This window comes from Paracoccus aestuariivivens (assembly GCF_009711225.1).
Taxonomy (GTDB): domain Bacteria; phylum Pseudomonadota; class Alphaproteobacteria; order Rhodobacterales; family Rhodobacteraceae; genus Paracoccus; species Paracoccus aestuariivivens.
Genome location: NZ_WMIE01000001.1, coordinates 97,090 through 112,468, shown reverse-complemented (window position 1 = coordinate 112,468; position 15,379 = coordinate 97,090). Strand labels below are relative to the sequence as shown.

The window sequence follows — 15,379 nt, the reverse complement described above, 5'->3', positions numbered from 1 at the left end:
CCAGCCCGAGGCCGCAAATGAACGCCCAGCACGAGATGTCCCGCGAAGAAATCAGCCGCGCCCGCCTTGAGGTGCTGCGGCGAGAGCATCGCGATCTGGACGAGGCCATTGCCGCCTTGGTCAGCCAAAGCCTGACCCATTCGCTGACCCTGCAACGCCTGAAAAAGCAGAAGCTTGCGTTGAAGGATCGCATCTCGCGGCTGGAAGACGAACTGACCCCCGACATCATCGCATGATTGCATCTGCCCCTCGCGCGCATTAGGGCGTGGGAAACCTGCGTGAAAAGGGGCGGTGCCATGGAAAAACCCGTCGGAATCATCATGGGGAGCCAGTCCGACTGGCCCACCATGCGCGAGGCCGCGACCATTCTGGATGAACTGGGGATCGCTTACGAGACAAAGATCGTCAGCGCGCATCGGACTCCGGATCGTTTGTGGGATTACGGCAAGAGTGCCGTGTCGCGTGGCCTGAAGGTGATCATCGCGGGCGCGGGCGGTGCGGCGCATCTGCCGGGCATGATGGCATCCAAGACCCGAGTTCCGGTGATTGGTGTTCCGGTCCAGACCAAGGCGCTGTCGGGCGTCGATTCGCTGTATTCAATCCTGCAGATGCCCAAGGGCTATCCGGTTGCCACCATGGCGATCGGTGCAGCGGGCGCGGCCAATGCCGGTCTGATGGCTGCAGGCATTTTGGCGATCAACGATCCCGAACTGGCCGCGCGCCTGGATGCGTGGCGCGAGGCGCTGTCGGCCTCGATCCCCGAGGAGCCGAAAGATGACTGAACTGAAAGCGGGCTCCACCATCGGCATCCTTGGCGGCGGCCAGTTGGGCCGTATGCTGTCCGTGGCCGCAAGCCGTCTGGGATATCGCACCCATATCTATGAGCCGGGCGCGTCGCCCGCCGCCGACGTGGCCCATGCCGTGACGAACGCGCCCTATGAGGATGAGGCCGCCTTGCGCGCCTTTGCCGAGTCGGTCGATGTCATCACCTATGAATTCGAGAATGTGCCCACCGCCGCGCTGGACCTGCTGGAATCGATCCGTCCGATCCGCCCGAACCGCCGCGCGCTGGCCGTCTCGCAGGACCGGCTAACCGAGAAGGATTTCCTTGCTGGGATCGGGCTGCGCACCGCGCCCTATCGCAATGTCGAAACCGAGGCCGACCTGCCCGCCGCCTTGGCGGATCTGGGCGCGCCCGCGATCCTGAAAACCCGCCGCATGGGCTATGACGGCAAGGGTCAGATCCGCTTCAAGGATCAGGAAAGCCGCGACTGGACCGGCGCGCCTTCGGTGCTGGAAGGGTTTGTCGAGTTCTCTGCCGAGGTCAGCGTGATTGTCGCGCGTGGGGCGGATGGTCAGGTTTCTGCCTTTGATCCGGGCCTGAACGTCCATCGCGAAGGCATTCTGCGCACGACGACCGTGCCTTGCGGGCTGTCGCAATCGCTGCTGACCGATGCGGTGCTGCTCGCGGCCAAGATCGTCAATGCGCTGGACTATGTCGGCGTCATGGGGGTCGAGTTGTTCGTCACCCGCGAGGGGCTGATCGTCAACGAGATCGCGCCCCGCGTCCATAATTCGGGGCATTGGACGCAGGCGGGTTGCGCTGTGGACCAGTTCGAGCAGCATATCCGCGCCGTGGTCGGCCTGCCCTTGGGCGATGGCCAGCGCTATGCCGATGTCGAGATGGAAAACCTGATCGGCGACGACATGGAACGTGTGCCCGCACTTCTGAAACAGCCGCGCACTCAGGTGCATCTATACGGCAAGGGCGATGCGCGTCCGGGCCGTAAGATGGGTCATGTGAACCGGGTGCTGTAGGCGCAAGCCGACATTCCGGTGAACCTGACGGCGCGGGCCTGCCAGCCTGCGCCGTTTTCGCATTTCTGCGCCCGTTGTTCCGGCCATGATGCAGTTGCAGCGAAACCGGCGCGTTTAACCAATTTTCTCTTTACACCTTGGTGGAACCGTAACACGATATCTTGTAGGCACACCCAGAGGACACGCCGGGTGTAGTCGTGATCCCCATGGAATGGGGATCGGCCACTCTGGAGAAGGCAGGGGGAAAATGACGCAGCTTGGGGACTTTATCCATAGCGACGAGATCCATCCCATCGACATCGTCGAGACCGTCGCGACTCATCATGAATGGGACTTTGACCGCCTCGCCGAGGATCAGATCGCGATGTCGGTCGAAGGTTTGTGGCGTAGCTATTCCATCACGCTGGCATGGTCGCCCCGCGACGAGGTTCTGCGCCTGATCTGCACCTTCGACATGGATCCTCCGGCGGATCGCCTTCCGGCGCTTTACGAAGTGCTGAACCTTGCCAATGACGAGGTCTGGGATGGCGGCTTCACCTTCTGGGCGCATCAGAAGCTGATGGTCTGGCGCTACGGTCTGGTCCTGTCGGGCGATGCCATTGCCAGCCCCGAGCAGATCGACCAGATGATCCGCAATGCCATCGACTCGGCCGAGCGTTTTTATCCCTGTTTCCAACTGGCTTGCTGGGGCGATTCGACTCCGGCTGCTGCCATGGACATCGCCATGTCCGAGGCCTACGGTCGCGCCTGAAATCGCCACCCCCTGCGGTGGCCATGCAGGGGGACAGAGATGGATTTCTCGACGATCAATGCGCGCGGGCTGGTTCTGATCGGCTGTGGCCGGATGGGCGGAGCGCTGCTGAATGGCTGGCTGAAGAACGGGTTGCTGGCCAGCGCCGTGCATGTGGTCGATCCCAATCCGCGGCCTGAGCTTTCGGACATGGGTATCTCGGTCAATGGCGAATTGCCGCAAGCACCGGCGGTGCTGGTGATCGCGGTCAAGCCGCAGATGATGGCGGGGGTGCTGCCGACCCTTTCGGGATATGGCGCGGATACGCTGGTCCTGTCAGTGGCCGCCGGTGTCACCATCGCCGCCTATGAGGCAGCATTCCCGACTTCGCCCATCGTGCGTTCGATGCCGAATACTCCGGCGGCGATCGGGCAGGGAATCACCGCGATTATCGGCAATGGCAAGGCGGGCGCGTCCGAGATGGCCTTGGCCGAGGCGCTGCTGTCGGCGGTCGGTCGCGTCGTCCGGCTGGACGGCGAAGACCAGATGGATGCGGTGACGGCGCTGTCGGGCTCGGGTCCGGCCTATGTGTTCCACATGATCGAGGCGATGGCGGCGGCGGGCGTGGCCGAAGGCCTGTCGCCCGAGGTATCGCTGGCACTGGCGCGCGCGACGGTTGCGGGCGCGGGGGCTTTGGCCGTGCATGATGACGAGGCTCCGGCGAAGCTGCGCGAGAATGTGACGTCTCCGGGGGGGACGACAGCGGCGGGACTGGTCGAGTTGATGGATAGCGAGCGCGGATTGCCGCCGCTGATGCGGCGCACCATCGCGGCGGCTGCGGCGCGCGGTCGGGAGTTGGGGAAATGAGCGTGGCGCAGATCGCCTATGACGATTTCGCCGCCGTCGACATTCGCACTGGCCGGATCACGCGGGCCGAACCCTTTCCCGAGGCCCGAAAGCCCGCGATCAAGCTATGGCTCGATTTCGGTCCCGAGATCGGCGAGCGCAAATCCTCGGCGCAGATCACGCGGCACTATTCGCCCGAGGCGTTGGTTGGCAAGCAGGTGCTGGCCGTGGTGAACTTTCCTCCGCGCCAGATCGGGCCGTTCCGGTCCGAGGTTCTGGTGCTGGGCCTGCCCGACGAGTCGGGCGAGGTCGTGCTGATCGCGCCGGACAAGCCGGTGCCCGTGGGCGGAAGGATGTTCTGATGAAACTGCTGGTGACACGCCGGATGACGGTCGAAGCCGAGCGGGCCCTGTCCGAACGCTTTGAGGTGGTGATCCTTGATCGCGAGGATGGCCTGACCCCCGACGAGGCCGCCAAGGCGATGCGGGAGTTCGATGCGGTCATGCCGACGCTGGGCGACCGTTTCGCGGCCAACGCGTTTCAGGGCGATCTGCGCTGCAAGCTGATCGCGAATTTCGGCGCGGGTTACAATCACATCGACATTGGTGCGGCGACCGGGGCGGGGATTTCGGTCTCGAACACGCCGGACGCCGTGACCGAGGCGACCGCCGATATCGCCTTGACGCTGATCCTGATGACGGCGCGTCGGGCAGGTGAGGGCGAGCGCTTGCTCAGGCGCGGCGAATGGACCGGCTGGCAGCCGACGCAACTGCTGGGGCGGCATGTCACCGGCGCGACGGTCGGCATTATCGGCATGGGCCGGATCGGCAAGGCCATCGCGCGCCGCTGCCATTTCGGCTTCGGGATGGAGGTACTGTTCCATAACCGTTCGACCGTTTCGGCGCTGGATTTCCCCGCGCGGCAGGTCGAAAGCCTTGGCGAATTGCTGCGCGGCTCGGATTTCGCGGTGATTGCGGTGCCGGGGGGCGCGGCGACGCGGCATTTGATCGGCGGGACCGAACTGGACCAACTGGGGCCGGATTCGATCCTGATCAACATCGCGCGGGGCGATGTCGTGGACGAGGCGGCCTTGGTCGCGGCCTTGCAGCAGGGCCGGATCGCCGGAGCGGGGCTGGATGTTTACGAGCGTGAACCGCAGGTCTCGCCCGAGCTTTGCGCGATGGAGAACGTGACCTTGCTGCCGCATCTGGGCACCGCCGCAGAGGCCGTCCGCACCGCCATGGCCATGCGCGCGCTGAACAATCTGGTCGCCTTTTCCGAAGGCCGTCCGCTGCCCGATCAGGTGAACTGATGCTGCCCGCCGAGCGCGCGATGGCGCTGATCCGCGCGGGCATTGCCGCTGCCGATCCCGCCGCCGCCGTCCAGCGTGGCATGGCCGAGGTTCTGGCCGATCCGCCCGCTGCAGGCGGGCATTGGCAGATCATTGCGCTGGGCAAGGCGGCCCGCGCCATGGCCGAGGCCGCGCTTGCCGCCTTGCCTGCCGCGCAGGTGCTGGTGGTGACGAATGCCGGAAACGACGCGCCGCTCGAGGGCGCGCGCGTGATGCGGGCGGGCCATCCGCAACCCGATGCCGAAGGCGCTGCGGCGGCGGACGAGGTCGTGCGGCTGCTTCGCTCGACCCGCCCGCAGGACCGTGTTCTGGCGCTGATTTCGGGCGGGGGGTCGGCGATGCTGCCCGCGCCTGCCGAGGGGATGACGCTGGCCGACAAGCAGGCGGTCAACGCGCTTCTGCTGGGTTCGGGCGCGGATATTTCGCAGGTGAACCTGATCCGGCAGGGGCTGTCGCGGCTTAAGGGCGGTGGTTGGCTGCGCTTGTCGCAAGCGCCGGTCACGGCGCTGATCCTGTCGGATGTGCCGGGGGATGATTTGCGGGTCATCGCCTCGGGGCCGACGGTCGCGCCGGTCGGGACGCGGGCGATGGCGGAGGCATTGGCCAAGGAACTGGGGATCTGGGAGTGGATGCCGGACAGCGCGCGCGTTGCGCTGTCGCGGCCCGATGATACGCAACCGCTGCCACCCGCGCGCAATATTCTGGTCGGCTCGAACGGGATTTCGGTCGCCGCGATGGTTGCGGCGGGTGCGGATGCCGCGCCGGTCCCGCTGGAGGGCGACGTGCAGGATTGCGCGCGAACGATCTGGGCTTTGGCCCGCGATCTGCAACCCGGGCAGGCGCTGGCCTTTGGCGGCGAAACCACGGTGCGGCTGGTCGGCAACGGGATGGGCGGGCGCAATCAGGAACTGGCATTGCGACTGGCTTTGCTGACCGAATCGAGTCCGGTCGATTTCGACTGGGCCTTCGCCTCGGTGGGCAGCGATGGCCGCGACGGTCCGGGCGAAGCGGCGGGCGGGCTGGTCGGGCCGCAGACGCCCGAGGCGATCCGTGCCGCCGGAACCGATCCGGTCGAGGCGCTGTCGCGCAACGACTCGACTCCGGCGCTAGGGGCAGGCGGGGCGCTGGTGGTGACGGGCGCGACGGGGACGAATGTCGCCGATCTGGCCGTTCTGGTCCGCGCCTAGGCCCTATTCGGCGGCGATGGCGCGGCCTTCGGAAACCGGCAGCACGCCCGCCTCGGCAAAACGGCGACGGGCGTCGCCCGACAGATAGGCCAGATGTCCGGCGCTGATCGTGGCCTCGAGCCGACCCGTTTCCGGCGAGATGATCGCCAGATCCGCGCGGCAGCCGTGATCCAGCCGTCCGCGATCGGCCAGACGCATGATCTCGGCCGGACGGGTCGAGAGCATGGCCCAGATGCGGGGCAGTCCGGCCAGATCCGATCCGGCCAGCGACAGGGCCAGCGGCACGATCCTTTCGGGCGCTCCGTCCGACACGACTGCATCGCCCAGACCGCTGCGCAGCAGATCGCGCATCCGGTCCTCGTCAGAGGCCGCAAGCAGGACCGGATCACCCATCGCGCGCGCGGCTGCGGCGGCCGAATGTGCGGCGGGACAGGCGGCAAGTCCCGCGCCGATCATGGAATGGGTTTCGCGCATCGCTCCGCCGGTATCGCCGATGCTGCCATAGCGGATGCCGAGTTCGTCAAAGGCTTCGGCCAGACGGCACAGGTGGCGCGGCACTTCGCGGCGCCGCTCGGCGGCGCTGTCCAGCGCCGGAGCCAGCTCGTCGCAGGACAGGCCCTGCCGCAATGACTCGTGGGTGAAGCCATGCGGATCGTGCTGGCGCAGATCTTGCAGGCGGGCGAAGCTGCTTTCGAACCATGCCAGTTCGATGCGGAAATCGCGGGCCAGATCGATCAGGCGTTGCGTGCAATCGGTTCTGTAGCTTTCGATGCTGATCGCGGGGCGCATGTCGGGCAGGGCGGGGCGTTGGATGCCGCGCAGGATTTCCTTGTCGCGCCACGGGGCATCCGGCGCGGCCTGCCACGACCATGCCGGAGTAAGCCACGCCGTCGTGATGCCCGCGCTGACGGCGCGTCGGGCGGTCTCGGACCGGACGGGATGGGGGCGGTGCAGCAGGTCGATGATGCCGGGCAGGATCAGGTAGCCGTCAAGATCGACCGCTGGCAACGGCCCTTTGCTGATCTTGCCCCGTGCGATCGCGACAGAGCGCTGGCGCAGTTCCCCATCCCGCAGGATGGTCGCGCCGACAAGGCGAAGCGGAGGCAGTAGCGGCATGGTCATTCCCGGCCAGATTTACCAGCAAATCATGCCCTGAAGTTGTGAAACCATCGTGACATGGCTTCAGCCACGCAAGGGAATGTCGCGGATAAGCTGCAATCTGCCGTCGTCCGCCTCGCCGACCAACGCGACCGAGCGCACCTGCATCGGGACCTCGATCAGCGGCGCGAAGACGGGGGCAAGGGCGTCCTGTACGGCTTGCGCTTCGGGGGCGGGCAGGCCGTTCGACAGGGTCAGGTGGTAATTGAACAGGTCCAGAACAAAGGGATAGCCCCAGTTGTCCAGATGGGCGCGGGCCTTTTCGGGCAGTTGGTCGGGCCTGCGCCGCGCGCGGTCCTCGGGCAGCAGCGGCGCGCGCAGATCGTCCAGACGGGTGACCAGCGCTTGCTCCAATGCGGTCAGCGCAGGCGATTGCTGGCGTGGACGCAGCATGACGAATCCCCAGTCGCAATGCATGTCCAAGTCCATCTCGAACGGGGCAAGCCGGTCGCAGACCAGTTCCGTCCGCCGCGCGAGATCCTCGACCGAATGCCCTTCGGCCAGCCGGAACGGCGCTTTCAGCGTGGCATGGAAGCCGTAGCGCATCGGGATCGAGGTCAGGCTGGTGGCCGCCGCCGGAAGCCCCGCGATCTCGGGGCGGTCGGGAACCGTGCCGGTGCGGGCATCCCATCCCAGCCATGCGCTGCCCAGATCGCCCAAAGCGCCATCCGGCAGGTGATAGATCGCAAATCTGGCGTGGGTCATCTTTTCTCCTGATCGCGCGGGGTCGTGAGCGGCGCGGGGTTGCCCGTGCGGTCCGGCAAGCTTATGGCTGCTAGGGCATGTCCACAATCGGGGACGCAGGATGAACTCCACCCTTCGTTACATGATCTGGCCCTTTGCCGTGACGGCCATCGGACTCGCCTTGGCGGGGCTCATCGGCTGGCAGTATTCCGGCACGGGCTCGGGAACCTTGTCATTCTTCTTGATCGCTGCTGTGCTTGCGGTGCTGGAAATCTCGCTCAGCTTCGACAATGCGATCGTCAACGCGAACAAACTCAAGCAGATGACGCCGCTATGGCAGCGCCGCTTTCTGACTTGGGGCATCGTCATCGCGGTCTTCGGGATGCGGGTGATCTTCCCGCTGCTGGTGGTGGTCATCGCGGCCCGCCTGAACCCCGTCGAGGCCGTCCGTCTTGCCGCGACCCAGCCGGTCGAATACGCCCGCATCATCCATGAGGCGCATCTGCCCATCGCGGGCTTCGGCGGCGCGTTCCTGATGCTGGTCGCGCTGAACTACTTCTTCGACCAAAGCAAGGATGTCGACTGGATCGCAGGCGTCGAATCCGCCCTGCGCAAGATCGGCGAGATCCGCGGCATGGAGGTCGGTTTTGTCCTTGTCTGCATGATGATCGTCCTGCATTTCCTGCCCGACGGCAAAGAACACCGCTTCATCGTCGCCGCGACATGGGGCGTCATCACCTATCTTCTGGTCGAGGCGCTGGGTCAGGTGCTGGACCGCTGGGGCGGTGGGCCAAGCACCGGCGACATGGCCCGAGGCGGGCTGGGCGCGTTCCTGTATCTGGAGGTACTCGACGCATCCTTCAGCTTCGACGGTGTGATCGGAGCCTTCGCCCTGACGCAGAACCTGTTCCTGATCGCCATCGGGCTGGGGATCGGTGCGATGTATGTGCGCTCGATGACGGTGATGCTGGTCGAAAAAGGCACGCTGGCGCAGTTCCGTTACCTTGAACACGGGGCCTTCTGGTCGATTTTCGTGCTGTCGATCATCATGTTCGTCCAGACGTTGTATCACATTCCCGAAATGGTCACCGGCCTGCTGGGCGCCTGCTTCATCGCCGTGGCCTTTGTGAACTCGCTGTCCTGGCGCCGCCGCCATCCCGACCGGATCGAGGCTGGCGCCGAATGATGCAGGGGCGCGACCTTGGCCGCGCCCCTTTTTCTTGCGGTGCTGACCTTAAGCCGCGGCACCCAAAGGCCGCGTCGCGGCAATCAGCCAGTCGCGTACATCTTCGGCCACCAGCGGTCCGATCAATTCGCGGACCTTGGCGTGATAGGCGTCGAGCCACGCGATCTCATCGGATGACATCAGCGCCGGATCGATCAGGCGGGTGTCGATCGGGCAGAAGGTCAGCGTCTCGAAACCCAGCATGTCACGGCCATCGGGACTATGGGCCGGTTCGATGACGATCAGGTTCTCGATCCGGATGCCGTATTCGCCCTCGCGGTAGTAACCCGGCTCGTTCGACAGGATCATACCCGGCTGCAACGGGATTTCCGACACGCGCGAGATCCGCACCGGTCCTTCATGCACCGACAGGCCCGCGCCGACGCCATGGCCCGTGCCGTGATCGTAATCCATGCCCTCCATCCACAGGGGCGCACGGGCCAGCGCGTCCAGATGTGCCCCCGCGACGCCACGCGGGAACCGGGCGCGCGAGATCGCGATCATGCCCTGCAGCACGCGGGTATAGGGTCTGCGGATTGCCGGATCGAAATCGCCCATCGGCAGGGTGCGGGTGATATCGGTCGTGCCGTCATCATATTGCCCGCCGGAATCGATCAGGACGATGTCGCGCGGCAGGATGCGGCGGTCGGTGGCTTCGGTGACGCGGTAGTGGTTGATCGCGCCATTCGGCCCCGAGCCAAGGATCGTGTCGAAGCTGATATCCAGAATGCCGCGCGCGCTGCGCAGTTCCTCCAGCTTGCGGGCAATGCCGATCTCGGTAAGGGGCTCGGTTTCCAGCAGCGGCGCGCGCGCCTCCAGCCAGCACAGCAGTTCCGCGACAGCAGCGCCGTCGCGCAGATGCGCCGCCCGCATGCCCGCGATCTCGGCGGCGTTCTTGGTGGCTTTCGGCATGATGACCGGATCAAGGCTTTCGTCGATCAGCGTGTCCATGCTTTCGATCAGGCTGAAGACCTGATCGGGCGCGCTGCCCGGATCGACGACGACCGGACCCGCCAGATTGGTCAGCGCGGGGGTCAGCGCCACCAGCGGCAGGATCGAGACCTCGTTGCCAAGCGCCTGACGCACCTCGGGCGAGAATTTCGCCGGATCGGTGAAGACCGCGACATGGCCGTCATGTTCGATAATGGCAAAGGCCAGAACGACGGGGTTCTTCTGCACATCCGCGCCGCGGATATTGAGCAGCCACGAGATCGAATCGGGCAGCGTCAGCACGGCGGCCTGCGCCTTGGCATCGCGCAGCTTGGCGCTGATCCGGCCCCGTTTCTGCGCCGAGGTCTCGCCTGCGATGTCGTCGGGCCATAGCCGTACCCGACCCACCGGAGCCTCGGGCTGATCGGTCCAGATCTTGTCCAGCGGGTTGGTGTCCTGCGCTATTAGCGCCAGACCCGATCCTGCCAATCCCTTTTCCAGTTCGCGGATCTCGCGACGGGTGTGCAGCCACGGATCGTAACCGATGCGCCCGCCTTGCGGCAAAGCCTCGCGCAGCCATACGGCGGCCTTGACCTCGGGCCATGGGACAGGGGTGAAATGATCCAGCGCGATTTCGGCTTTGACTTGTACGCGGTAACGTCCGTCGATGAACACACCGGCGCGCTCTGGCGTCACGACGGCAAAGCCCGCGCTGCCGGTAAATCCGGTCAGCCAGCCCAGACGCGCGTCGCGCGGGCTGACATATTCGCTTTGATGCGCGTCCGCGCGCGGAACGATGAAGCCGTCAAGCCCGCGCGAGGCCAGTTCGCCCCGCAATGCCGCCAGTCGCGGAATGTGCTGCGCGGGGTTCGAGTGGCTCTCGAAACTCTGGAACATAGGTCGCCTCTTGTTCTTGTTCTCGGGTAGTTCATTCGGACTGCCGCGATAGGTTCGCAGCATGTCATGACCCTGCAAGCAGGGATGTCTGCCTGCTGGCAGTGGTGGCATGACGGGGCTTGGCAAATCAAGCGATCCCGCCGGAACGGGAACCGAGTGACGTCCCGTTAGCCCCGCCGCATCGCGTTCATGCCCAGCACGCGCGCCCGTTTGCGCGGGTCGGCCTCGAACAGGGCGGCCAGTTGCTCGGTGATCGCACCGGCCAGTTGCTCGGCGTCGGTGATGGTGACGGCGCGCTGGTAATAGCGGGTGACGTCGTGGCCGATGCCGATGGCCAGCAGTTCCACCTGCTTGCGTTTCTCGATCATGGCGATGACGTCGCGCAGATGCTTTTCCAGATAGTTCGCGGGGTTCACCGACAGGGTGCTGTCATCGACCGGCGCGCCGTCCGAGATCACCATCAGGATGCGCCGCGCCTCGGGGCGGCGGGCGAGACGACGATGAGCCCATTCCAGCGCCTCGCCGTCGATGTTTTCCTTGAGCAGGCCCTCTTTCATCATCAGGCCAAGGTTCGGCCGCACCCGCCGCCACGGCGCATCGGCGGATTTGTAGATGATGTGGCGCAGGTCGTTCAGCCGTCCGGGCTGGGCCGGACGGCCCTCGGTCAGCCATTTCTCGCGGCTTTGGCCGCCCTTCCACGCGCGGGTCGTGAAGCCAAGGATCTCGACCTTGACTTGGCTACGCTCCAGCGTGCGGGCCAGAACATCGGCGCAGATCGCGGCGATGGAAATCGGGCGTCCCCGCATCGAGCCGGAATTGTCCAGTAGAAGCGTCACGACCGTGTCGCGGAACTCGGTGTCCTTCTCGACCTTGAACGACAAAGGCGTGGTCGGGTTCGCCACGACGCGGGCAAGGCGTCCGGCATCCAGAACGCCCTCTTCCTTGTCGAATTCCCAGCTGCGGTTCTGCTGCGCCTGAAGACGCCGCTGCAACTTGTTCGCCAGCCGCGATACCGCGCCGCGCAGGGGTTCAAGCTGCTTGTCCAGATAGGCGCGAAGCCGTTCCAGCTCGGCGGGGTCGGCCAGATCCTCGGCGCGGATCTCTTCGTCGAATTCCTGCGCGTAGACCTTGTAATCGGGATTGGCATCGCTGACGGCGGGCGGAATGTCGGGCGGAGATTCCGCCTCGGACATCTCGGCTTCATCGGCCATTTCCTCGTCGGACTGGTCGTCCATGCTGACCTGAGCCTGACGCTCGTCCTGCGTCTGCTCCTGCGTGCGCTCGGGGCTGGCCTCGGCCTCTTCGTCCTCGGACTGGTCGCGGGACTGGTTGTCGCCGGATTCCTCGTCCTGCTCGGCGTTTTCCTGCGCTTCGTCTTCCTGCGGCTCGTCGGGGTCTTCGCCCAGCTGGTCGCCATAGCCCAGATCCGCGATCACCTTGCGGGCGAGCCGCGCGAATGCGGCCTGATCGGCCAGAACCTTGCCGACCTGATCCAGATCCGAGCCTGCCTGTTCCTCGACGAAGGGACGCCACAGATCGGCGACATGCTGCGCCGAAGCGGGCAGGGCTCGACCGGTGGCGGCCTGCCGCACGATATAGCCCGCAGCCACCGCCAATGGTGCATCCGCCGGAGCCTTGATCTGGCCGTAACCCTTGCGGTCCGCTTCCTGACCAAGTTTCGCGTCGATGTTGGACAATGCGCCCGGCATGTCGCGCGCGCCAAGGGCCTCGCAGCGGGCGGTTTCCATAGCTTCATACAGATCCCGCGCCATCGGACCGGCGGGGACGTATTTTGCATGGGTCGCGGCATCATGGTGGCGCAGCTTCATCGCCAGCGCATCCGCCGTGCCCCGCGCCAGCAGGACCTCGTCTCGGGTCATGCGGCGGCTGACCTGCGGCAGGCGCATGGTATCGCCCGAAACCCCCGAGGGATCGGCGCTGAAGGTCACGTTCAACTCGTGATCCTCGGCCATGGCGCGGGTCGCCTCGGTCAGGGCCTTCTTGAACGGATCGGCGGGGTTGTCGGATTTTTTCATGTCGTCACCCCAACAGTGCGCAGCTTGGTCGAAAGAGGCGGGCTGACCCGCCTCTGGTCATGCATAGGGCCTTAGCCCGCTTTGACGGCGGCGCTTTCGGGCAGTTCCTCGTCGAACAGGCGCTGGTAGAACTCGGCGACCGTCTGGCGTTCGAGTTCGTCGCATTTGTTCAGGAAGGTCAGGCGGAAGGCATAGCCCACATTGTCGCCGAAGATGCGGGCGTTCTGTGCCCATGCGATGACCGTACGCGGAGACATGACAGTGGACAGATCGCCCTGCATGAAGGCGGTGCGGGTCAGGTCGGCCAAGGTCACCATCTGGTTGATGATCTTGCGGCCCTTCTCGGTGTTGTAGGTCGGGTTCTTGGCCAGAACGATGGCGGCCTCGGCGTCGTGGCTGAGATAGTTCAGCGTCGAGACCAGCGACCAGCGGTCCATCTGGCCTTGGTTGATCTGCTGGGTGCCGTGATAAAGGCCGGTCGTGTCGCCCAGACCCACGGTGTTCGCGGTGGCGAACAGGCGGAAATACGGGTTCGGCGTGATGACCTCGTTCTGGTCCAGAAGGGTCAGCTTGCCGTCGGCCTCCAGCACGCGCTGGATCACGAACATCACATCGGCGCGGCCCGCGTCATATTCGTCGAAGACGATCGCGGTCGGGTTGCGCAGCGCCCAGGGCAGGATGCCTTCGTGGAACACGGTGACCTGCTTGCCATCGACCAGCTTGATCGCATCCTTGCCGATCAGGTCGATCCGGCTGACATGGCTGTCAAGGTTGACGCGCACGCAGGGCCAGTTCAGGCGCGCCGCGATCTGCTCGATATGGGTGGATTTACCGGTGCCGTGATAGCCCTGGATCATCACGCGGCGGTTATATGCAAAGCCCGCAAGGATCGCCATCGTGGTGTCGGGATCGAACTTGTAGGTCGGGTCGATCTCGGGGACGCGAGAGGTGCGCTCGGCGAACCCCTTGACCTTCATGTCGCTGTCGAGACCAAAGACCTCGCGCAGGTCGATTTCCTCGGTGGGTTTCGCGTTCACGTCCAGCATGTTTCAGGCCCTTTCGTCGCAACGGTGACTTGATCGCGCATTCGGCGGGGACGTGCAAGCACTCGCGCATGGCGGATCTTTGCCGGTGCGCTTCGTTGACGTGCCGGTAAGCTGTTTCTAAGGTTGCCGCGAACCATGACGAGAGGACGATGCCGCTTGAGTGACGCGCGCCGGATCGCACTGGAAGAACTGATCGCGCGTGTCGCCTTGGGCGACCGTGCGGCTTTTGATGCGTTATATGACCTGACCTCCGCCAAGCTATACGCGGTTTGCCTGTCGCTGTTGCAGGACCGCCCCGAGGCCGAGGATACCTTGCAGGAAGTCTATGTCAGCGTGTGGCGCAGCGCCTCTCGCTATCTGGTCAACGGCCTGTCGCCGATGACCTGGCTGATCACCATCGCCCGCAACCGCGCGATCGACCGCCTGCGGGCGCGAGGCACGCGGCAGGGCACCACCCCCGCCGACGAGGTGGCCGCCATCGCCTCGACCGAGCCTTCGCCGGAAAGCGCCGCGATCCGCGCGCAGGAACGCGTCATGCTGGCGGGCTGTCTGGAACAACTGGACCCGACACAGGCCGAAGCGGTGCGCGCGGTCTATCTCGAGGGACTGACCTATGCCGATCTGGCCGCCCGCGAAGGGGTGGCGATCAACACCTTGCGCAGTTGGTTGCGCCGTGGCCTTTTGCGGCTGAAGGATTGCGTAAGCCGATGAGCGATGATCTGCCCCCCAAAATCCTGCCGGAAGACGAGGATGAGGCTTTGGCCGCCGAACTGGCGCTGGGCCTGATCGACGAGGACGAAGCCCCCCATATCGCCGCGCGTTTGACTGCAGATCAGGACTTTGCCCGCCGCGTCGCCGCTTGGCAGGAACGCTTTGCCGGGCTTGCCGACGAGCTTGTTCCGGTCATGCCGCCCGCCCGTGCCCGCCAGCGTATCCGCGAGGAGTTGGGCCATGCCTCCGCGCCGCTGACCCATCCGATCGACAGCCGTATCCGGTGGTGGCAACGGCCCTTCGCCCTGATCGGGGCGGCGGTCGCGGTCGTGGCACTGGCTGCGGTCCTGATGATGCCCGCAGTTCGTGACAGCCAGAAAGCTGCGCCGGTCTATCAAGCGCAGCTGGCCTCGGATGATGCCGCCATGCAGGTCGCCGCCCGTCTGGATGGTCGCAACATCGAGGTGATGCTGCAAAGCGGCACGGTTCCAGATGGCCGCGACTGGGAAATCTGGTGGATCAAGCCGGATGGCTCGGCTCCGGTCTCGTTGGGGCTGGTCGCGCGTCAAGGCGCGATGCGTCTGACCCTGCCCGAAGGGCTGGAGGTCGTCGATGGCATCCGCATCGCCCTGTCCGACGAGCCCGTTGGCGGCTCTCCCACAGGGCAGGCGACAGGACCAATTCTGGCGATTGCGCCGCTCACGCCTTCGTGAAGGCCTGAATCCGGCGCATCCCGCAACTTTTTCGCGAATCCTCCGTG

The 15,379-nt window shown here is 65.4% G+C and carries 16 protein-coding genes; 11 read left to right on the top strand and 5 right to left on the bottom strand.

Going from position 1 to position 15,379, the window contains the following annotated elements; translation table 11 throughout:
* The first annotated feature begins 17 nt into the window (after positions 1-17).
* The 8 genes from GL286_RS00555 to GL286_RS00520 all read left to right on the top strand — a co-directional run bounded on the left by GL286_RS00555 (position 18) and on the right by GL286_RS00520 (position 5,932).
* Positions 18-236 carry a YdcH family protein gene (locus GL286_RS00555; protein ID WP_155093613.1) on the top strand — a complete coding sequence of 73 codons (219 nt, stop codon included), beginning with the start codon at positions 18-20 and terminating at the stop codon, positions 234-236.
* Between the two features lie 60 nt (positions 237-296).
* Positions 297-782, top strand: coding sequence for a 5-(carboxyamino)imidazole ribonucleotide mutase (gene purE / locus GL286_RS00550; protein WP_155093612.1), 486 nt, complete (start codon positions 297-299; stop codon positions 780-782).
* On the top strand, positions 775-1,818 hold the full coding sequence (locus tag GL286_RS00545; protein WP_155093611.1) for a 5-(carboxyamino)imidazole ribonucleotide synthase: 1,044 nt from the start codon (positions 775-777) through the stop codon (positions 1,816-1,818). Before purE ends, GL286_RS00545 begins: the two co-directional genes overlap by 8 nt.
* Before the next feature lie 247 nt (positions 1,819-2,065).
* Positions 2,066-2,569 (top strand): type III secretion system chaperone family protein, encoded by a 504-nt coding sequence (locus tag GL286_RS00540; protein ID WP_155093610.1) that lies wholly within the window; start codon positions 2,066-2,068, stop codon positions 2,567-2,569.
* A gap of 39 nt (positions 2,570-2,608) precedes the next feature.
* Positions 2,609-3,415 (top strand): pyrroline-5-carboxylate reductase, encoded by an 807-nt coding sequence (gene proC, locus GL286_RS00535; protein ID WP_155093609.1) that lies wholly within the window; start codon positions 2,609-2,611, stop codon positions 3,413-3,415.
* Positions 3,412-3,756 (top strand): tRNA-binding protein, encoded by a 345-nt coding sequence (locus GL286_RS00530; protein WP_155093608.1) that lies wholly within the window; start codon positions 3,412-3,414, stop codon positions 3,754-3,756. The genes proC and GL286_RS00530 overlap by 4 nt, the downstream gene beginning before the upstream one ends.
* Positions 3,756-4,706, top strand: a complete 951-nt coding sequence (locus GL286_RS00525; RefSeq protein ID WP_155093607.1) for a 2-hydroxyacid dehydrogenase — start codon at positions 3,756-3,758, stop codon at positions 4,704-4,706. The genes GL286_RS00530 and GL286_RS00525 overlap by 1 nt, the downstream gene beginning before the upstream one ends.
* A complete protein-coding gene (locus GL286_RS00520) occupies positions 4,706-5,932 on the top strand; it encodes a glycerate kinase type-2 family protein (RefSeq protein WP_155093606.1) in 1,227 nt (408 codons plus the stop codon). Before GL286_RS00525 ends, GL286_RS00520 begins: the two co-directional genes overlap by 1 nt.
* A 3-nt stretch (positions 5,933-5,935) precedes the next feature.
* Here GL286_RS00520 and GL286_RS00515 read toward each other — a convergent pair whose 3' ends face one another.
* Positions 5,936-7,048 carry an amidohydrolase family protein gene (locus GL286_RS00515; protein WP_155093605.1) on the bottom strand — a complete coding sequence of 371 codons (1,113 nt, stop codon included), beginning with the start codon at positions 7,046-7,048 and terminating at the stop codon, positions 5,936-5,938.
* Between the two features lie 66 nt (positions 7,049-7,114).
* Positions 7,115-7,795, bottom strand: coding sequence for a DUF1045 domain-containing protein (locus GL286_RS00510; protein WP_155093604.1), 681 nt, complete (start codon positions 7,793-7,795; stop codon positions 7,115-7,117).
* 100 nt (positions 7,796-7,895) lie between these two features.
* On the opposite strand from GL286_RS00510, the gene GL286_RS00505 reads away from it, so the two are divergent.
* Positions 7,896-8,960 carry a DUF475 domain-containing protein gene (locus GL286_RS00505; protein WP_155093603.1) on the top strand — a complete coding sequence of 355 codons (1,065 nt, stop codon included), beginning with the start codon at positions 7,896-7,898 and terminating at the stop codon, positions 8,958-8,960.
* Between the two features lie 48 nt (positions 8,961-9,008).
* On the opposite strand, the gene GL286_RS00500 is transcribed toward GL286_RS00505, so the two are convergent.
* The 3 genes from GL286_RS00500 to cobS all read right to left on the bottom strand — a co-directional run bounded on the left by GL286_RS00500 (position 9,009) and on the right by cobS (position 13,908).
* Positions 9,009-10,826: an aminopeptidase P family protein gene (locus GL286_RS00500; RefSeq protein ID WP_155093602.1), complete on the bottom strand. Its 1,818-nt coding sequence runs from the start codon at positions 10,824-10,826 to the stop codon at positions 9,009-9,011.
* A gap of 167 nt (positions 10,827-10,993) precedes the next feature.
* The gene (cobT, locus tag GL286_RS00495; RefSeq protein ID WP_155093601.1) at positions 10,994-12,862 is read right to left on the bottom strand and encodes a cobaltochelatase subunit CobT; all 1,869 of its coding nucleotides are present in this window, start codon (positions 12,860-12,862) and stop codon (positions 10,994-10,996) included.
* 71 nt (positions 12,863-12,933) lie between these two features.
* Positions 12,934-13,908, bottom strand: coding sequence for a cobaltochelatase subunit CobS (gene cobS, locus GL286_RS00490; RefSeq protein ID WP_155093600.1), 975 nt, complete (start codon positions 13,906-13,908; stop codon positions 12,934-12,936).
* A gap of 156 nt (positions 13,909-14,064) precedes the next feature.
* Between cobS and GL286_RS00485 the strand changes: the two genes are divergently transcribed.
* Positions 14,065-14,619, top strand: a complete 555-nt coding sequence (locus GL286_RS00485; protein ID WP_246184790.1) for a sigma-70 family RNA polymerase sigma factor — start codon at positions 14,065-14,067, stop codon at positions 14,617-14,619.
* On the top strand, positions 14,616-15,332 hold the full coding sequence (locus GL286_RS00480) for an anti-sigma factor (RefSeq protein WP_155093598.1): 717 nt from the start codon (positions 14,616-14,618) through the stop codon (positions 15,330-15,332). The genes GL286_RS00485 and GL286_RS00480 overlap by 4 nt, the downstream gene beginning before the upstream one ends.
* The last annotated feature ends 47 nt before the right edge of the window (positions 15,333-15,379 follow it).

Coding starts and splice junctions, on each gene's coding strand:
- GL286_RS00555 (WP_155093613.1), top strand. CDS start 18: ATGAACGCCCAGCACGAGATGTCCCGCGAAGAAATCAGCCGCGCCCGC.
- purE (WP_155093612.1), top strand. CDS start 297: ATGGAAAAACCCGTCGGAATCATCATGGGGAGCCAGTCCGACTGGCCC.
- GL286_RS00545 (WP_155093611.1), top strand. CDS start 775: ATGACTGAACTGAAAGCGGGCTCCACCATCGGCATCCTTGGCGGCGGC.
- GL286_RS00540 (WP_155093610.1), top strand. CDS start 2,066: ATGACGCAGCTTGGGGACTTTATCCATAGCGACGAGATCCATCCCATC.
- proC (WP_155093609.1), top strand. CDS start 2,609: ATGGATTTCTCGACGATCAATGCGCGCGGGCTGGTTCTGATCGGCTGT.
- GL286_RS00530 (WP_155093608.1), top strand. CDS start 3,412: ATGAGCGTGGCGCAGATCGCCTATGACGATTTCGCCGCCGTCGACATT.
- GL286_RS00525 (WP_155093607.1), top strand. CDS start 3,756: ATGAAACTGCTGGTGACACGCCGGATGACGGTCGAAGCCGAGCGGGCC.
- GL286_RS00520 (WP_155093606.1), top strand. CDS start 4,706: ATGCTGCCCGCCGAGCGCGCGATGGCGCTGATCCGCGCGGGCATTGCC.
- GL286_RS00515 (WP_155093605.1), bottom strand. CDS start 7,048: ATGCCGCTACTGCCTCCGCTTCGCCTTGTCGGCGCGACCATCCTGCGG.
- GL286_RS00510 (WP_155093604.1), bottom strand. CDS start 7,795: ATGACCCACGCCAGATTTGCGATCTATCACCTGCCGGATGGCGCTTTG.
- GL286_RS00505 (WP_155093603.1), top strand. CDS start 7,896: ATGAACTCCACCCTTCGTTACATGATCTGGCCCTTTGCCGTGACGGCC.
- GL286_RS00500 (WP_155093602.1), bottom strand. CDS start 10,826: ATGTTCCAGAGTTTCGAGAGCCACTCGAACCCCGCGCAGCACATTCCG.
- cobT (WP_155093601.1), bottom strand. CDS start 12,862: ATGAAAAAATCCGACAACCCCGCCGATCCGTTCAAGAAGGCCCTGACC.
- cobS (WP_155093600.1), bottom strand. CDS start 13,908: ATGCTGGACGTGAACGCGAAACCCACCGAGGAAATCGACCTGCGCGAG.
- GL286_RS00480 (WP_155093598.1), top strand. CDS start 14,616: ATGAGCGATGATCTGCCCCCCAAAATCCTGCCGGAAGACGAGGATGAG.